Source organism: Porphyromonas sp. oral taxon 278 str. W7784, assembly GCF_000467855.2.
Classification (GTDB): domain Bacteria; phylum Bacteroidota; class Bacteroidia; order Bacteroidales; family Porphyromonadaceae; genus Porphyromonas.
Window position 1 is genome coordinate 1 of record NZ_KI259234.1, and the last position, 4,523, is coordinate 4,523.

Annotated in this window: 4 protein-coding genes; all 4 read left to right on the plus strand. The window is 57.8% G+C overall.

Going from position 1 to position 4,523, the window contains the following annotated elements:
* Nucleotides 1-397 precede the first annotated feature (397 nt).
* Genes HMPREF1556_RS04450 through rpoN form a run of 4 tightly spaced genes read left to right on the plus strand, consistent with a single transcriptional unit; the run spans nt 398 to nt 4,460 of the window.
* Nucleotides 398-1,483: an asparaginase gene (locus tag HMPREF1556_RS04450; protein WP_021667098.1), complete on the plus strand. Its 1,086-nt coding sequence runs from the start codon at nt 398-400 to the stop codon at nt 1,481-1,483.
* A gap of 28 nt (nt 1,484-1,511) precedes the next feature.
* Nucleotides 1,512-2,321 carry an MBL fold metallo-hydrolase gene (locus tag HMPREF1556_RS04455; RefSeq protein WP_021667099.1) on the plus strand — a complete coding sequence of 270 codons (810 nt, stop codon included), beginning with the start codon at nt 1,512-1,514 and terminating at the stop codon, nt 2,319-2,321.
* A gap of 52 nt (nt 2,322-2,373) precedes the next feature.
* On the plus strand, nt 2,374-2,949 hold the full coding sequence (locus HMPREF1556_RS04460; protein ID WP_021667100.1) for a cob(I)yrinic acid a,c-diamide adenosyltransferase: 576 nt from the start codon (nt 2,374-2,376) through the stop codon (nt 2,947-2,949).
* Between the two features lie 59 nt (nt 2,950-3,008).
* A complete protein-coding gene (gene rpoN, locus HMPREF1556_RS04465) occupies nt 3,009-4,460 on the plus strand; it encodes an RNA polymerase factor sigma-54 (RefSeq protein WP_021667101.1) in 1,452 nt (483 codons plus the stop codon).
* Nucleotides 4,461-4,523 lie beyond the last annotated feature (63 nt).

Sequence of the window (4,523 nt, forward strand, 5' to 3'; positions counted from 1 at the left end):
TTTTTTCGACGACCTACCGTAGGTCGTTTTTTAGGGTCTTGGGAGGGGGGATGCCGAAGGGGCGAGAAAAGCCGTGTTTGTAGGGTAGGGACGTCCCTCGGGGAAGGACTACGCCGCCGTGATTTTTTCCTTCGATCGTCGGCGCAAATTTTGGCGGAGCGAAGGAGGCTGATCGAGGGGCGAAGAAACGCCTTGGTCCGTGATCGGCCTTCGAGGGGAGCGTCCGTGGACGGAGGTGCCTTGGCCTGAGGGAAGTCGGCGTCTACGAGCCGTATGGCTGTAGATTATTGTTATCTTTGTGTAGAGAGAATTACAGCGGAGCAGATGCACCCTCCCGAAGGGATGATCCCCAAGGCCTTAGCCCCTCCGCTTCTTGCCCTAACGACTACACCACAGCATGGCTGCACAGCGAGTATCCATCCTCCTCGTCTATACCGGAGGCACGATAGGCATGGTAGAGAACCCCGAGACGGGGGCTCTCGAACCATTTGATTTCAACTACCTTCAAGACAATGTCCCCGAGCTTCGTCTCCTGGGATGTGATATATCGAGCGTGGAGTTTTCGCCCCCGCTGGACTCGTCGGCGATCACCACGGAGCACTGGGTGCAGCTGGCACGGGTCATCGAGGAGCACTACGAGGACTATGATGGCTTCGTCATCCTCCATGGGACGGATACGATGGCCTACACGGCTTCGGCGATGAGCTTCGTCTTCGAAGGGCTCTCTAAGCCGATCGTCTTCACCGGCTCTCAGCTCCCCGTGGGGAAGCTCCGTACCGATGGCAAGGAGAATCTCATCACCGCTATCGAGATCGCAGCAGCACGGGACGAGGCTGGTCGCCCTCGTGTACCCGAGGTCACACTCTTCTTTGAGAACTATCTGATGCGTGGTAATCGATCGAGCAAGGTCAGTGCGGATCAGTTCAGCGCCTTCGAGTCGTACAACTATCCTCACCTAGCCTATGCGGGTATCGAGATACGCTACCATGATGCTGTGATCGCTAAGGCCCCTCAGGGGCGGACACTCGCTGTACACCCTCACTTTGACCCGAACGTGGCAGTGCTGAAGCTCTTCCCAGGGATCACCCGTGGTGTCGTGGAGTCGATCCTGTCGCTCCCCACGCTCCGAGGCGTAGTACTCGAGACGTTCGGTAGCGGTAATGCGCCGATGCTCCCGTGGTTCCTCGATGCTCTTCGATCGACAGTTGCCCGAGGTGTAGTCATCGTCAACGTCACTCAGTGCGTCACCGGCTACGTGGATATGATGCGCTATGAGACGGGGATTCTCCTGCAGAAGATAGGGGTCGTCAGCGGGCGTGATGCTACGACGGAAGCCGTCCTCACCAAGCTGATGTACCTCCTTGGTCAGGGCTTCAGTTCGGAGGAGGTAGGTCAGCTCATGGCCATTCCTCTTAGAGGTGAGATGAGCCTCGACCAAGAGATGGAAGGCTTCTCACGGGAGACGTCCATCTATCGCCGCTAAGACTAAGCTTGCATATCTATATATACAGATGATCAGGTTCATGTGTCTCTCCAGCGGAAGCAGTGGGAACTGCTACTATCTGGGAGACGAAGACGGGGGCTTCCTCATTGACGCTGGGATCCCCATACGCACCATCACTAAGACACTCAAGGCTGAGGGGATCACTCTGGACGGAGGTCACCTCCACGGGGTGATCGTCACCCACGATCATGCCGACCATATACGCACCATAGGTGTCGTCGGCGGAGTCTACCACCTGCCGATCTATGCCACTCGTCTGGTGCACGACAGCATAGCGCATAGTCGCTTCGTCCAGGACCCTATAGGCCCCTCCCGACGGGATATAGCCATCCGTGAGCCCTTCACGCTGGCTGGCTTCACTATCGAAGCCTTCCCCGTACCGCATGACAGCGCTGAGAATGTCGGCTACCATATCACTAAGGGGGACTTCAAGTTCACGCTCGCCACTGATGTGGGGCACGTCACGGATATCATCGAGGACTACGTAGGTCGTGCCGATCATGTAGTGCTCGAGGCCAACTATGACCGTGAGATGCTTCGCTCGGGGAGCTACCCAGAGTTCCTCAAGGGACGTGTGTCTTCGCCCCTAGGTCACCTATCGAACGATGAGGCTGCCGAGCTCCTCAGTCGTGTCTACCACCCGGGCATGAAGAACGTCTGGCTCTGCCACTTGAGTAAGGACAATAACCACCCTGATCTCTGCTGGAAGACTGTCGAGCAGCGCCTCTTCTCCGAAGGGATACGTGTGGGCAAAGACCTTGCACTCACCGCCCTGCGTCGCACCACAGCATCTCCGATGTACCTACTAGACCTCTAGAGGCATCAGGAGCACCGAAGACTCTACCTAACTATCAATACTCCACAAAGCTATGGATACAGAGAAGTATAAACTCTACACCAAGGGAGGCGACAAAGGTCGTACGTCGCTCGTCGGCGGACAGCGTGTCCCTAAGTATGATATTCGCCTAGAGAGCTACGGCACGATCGACGAACTGAATTCCTTCGTCGGTGTGCTCCTCTCCCATGACCTAGAAGAGGTGGATCGTAAGTTCCTCTTCTGGCTACAGCACAAGCTCTTCTCCGTGGGTGGCTATCTGGCTACCGATACCACGCGGGACGAAGTACAGGAGGTAACCTGTGTCACTGAGCGAGCCGTCGCCCGCATAGAGCGTGAGATCGACCGCCTCGACGACCTCGTACCTCCCATCAAGGCCTTCATACTCCCTTCGGGTGGAGCCATCACTGCTTCGGCACACGTCTGCCGTACGGTCTGCCGTCGTGCTGAGCGGATCATCTACCGCCTCAACAGCGAGACTCCCCTAGAGCCTAATGTCCTGCGTTTCATCAATCGCCTCAGTGACTACTTCTTTGCTCTTGCCCGCAAGGAGGTCTTCCGCATCAATGGCGAAGAGATCGTCTGGACCTACGATCACGAAGATCTCTAGCCCTACCTTCCCCTCCCTCCTCTCCTGTCTTTCCCTCCGCTTAGACCCCTTCCTCCCCGATGAATAAGCTCACGCAGCAGCAGAAGCTCGACCAATCCCTTTCGCTCACTCCTGCCCAGATCCAGGCTATCAAGATGCTGGAGCTCACCGGGCTGGAGCTCGAAGGACGTATAGAGCGAGAGCTGGAGGAGAACCCCGCTCTAGAAGAGAACTACGAGGAGCCTCAGCGTGAGTCGGAGGACTCCACACCCGAGGGAGATGCCAGTGATCAGGACTGGGAGCTCGGCGAATACGCCACCGAGGATGATATCCCCGACTACAAGCTCCGAGAGCTACAGGAGCGCCAGTCGGTGAGGGAGGAAATACCCTTCGCTGCTGGGGCACCTTCGCTGGACGAATACCTCATGGACCAGCTTGCTCTGGTGACGCCCCTTGACGGTGTGCGCCGTGAGATCGCCCGCTACATCATCGGCAATATCGACAGCGATGGCTACCTGACTCGCTCGGTGGAGGAGATCGAGGATGACCTGCTCTTCAAGGCAGGCCTCTCCGTCGCTCCCAAGGAGATCGAAGAGCTGATTCGTCTGGTGAAGACCCTTGACCCGGCAGGCATCGCTGCCCGTGATCTCAGGGAATCTCTCCTACTGCAGATCGAGCGTCTCCCCGAGACTCCCCTGCACCGAGAGGCGTACCGGATGATCCGGGACTACTATGAGGACTTTGTCAATAAGCGCTTCGATCGCCTCTGCTCCTGCCTAGGAGTGAGCGAAGAGCGTCTAGCGGAACTCTACACCTTCGTCTCGCATCTGAGCCCCAAGCCCGCCAGTGGCTACGGGGACGACTCTGAGGGGCGGTTTGCCCACTTCACGCCGGACTTTATCGTCACGGAGCGGGATGGCGAACTGCTGATCTCTCTGGTCGGGGAGCGGGATCTGCCTCCGCTTCGCCTCAGCCCCACCTATCTGGCTCTCCTCGAGGAGCAGAAGGGACAGCGAGGGGATTCACGACAGAGCCGAGAGGCCTTCACCTTCCTCAAGCACAAGGTCGAGCAAGCCCGATGGTTCATCGACGCCATCCAGCAGAGAGAGGAGACGCTCCGCAAGACGATGACGGCCATCGTCGCCCATCAGCGGGATTTCTTCCTCACGGGCGAGATCTCGGCGCTGAGACCTATGATCCTCAAGGATATCGCCGAGGCTACGGGTCTAGACATCAGTACGATCTCTCGGGTGAGCAACAGCAAGTCCGTGCAGACCGACTTCGGTGTCTACATGCTGAAGTTCTTCTTCGGCGAAGGCATCATCAACGACGAAGGTGAGAGCATCTCCACCCGTGAAGTCCGTGAAGCCCTAGCGAAGCTCATCGCCGAAGAGGATAAGCGTAAGCCTCTCTCCGACGAGCTGCTCACCCAGCTGCTCTCCGAGCGGGGCTACCCAATCGCCCGCCGTACCGTAGCCAAGTACCGAGAGCAGCTCCGCCTGCCTGTAGCCCGTCTACGCAGGGAGCTGTAGCCTAAGATTTGGTTACTAACCTCAAGCGCCATCGGGCACAAAGCATCTGATGCTTTGTGCCCG

What these genes read in the sequence shown, in the direction of transcription:
- HMPREF1556_RS04450 (WP_021667098.1), top strand. Translation starts at nt 398, where the DNA reads ATGGCTGCACAGCGAGTATCCATCCTCCTCGTCTATACCGGAGGCACG.
- HMPREF1556_RS04455 (WP_021667099.1), top strand. Translation starts at nt 1,512, where the DNA reads ATGATCAGGTTCATGTGTCTCTCCAGCGGAAGCAGTGGGAACTGCTAC.
- HMPREF1556_RS04460 (WP_021667100.1), top strand. Translation starts at nt 2,374, where the DNA reads ATGGATACAGAGAAGTATAAACTCTACACCAAGGGAGGCGACAAAGGT.
- rpoN (WP_021667101.1), top strand. Translation starts at nt 3,009, where the DNA reads ATGAATAAGCTCACGCAGCAGCAGAAGCTCGACCAATCCCTTTCGCTC.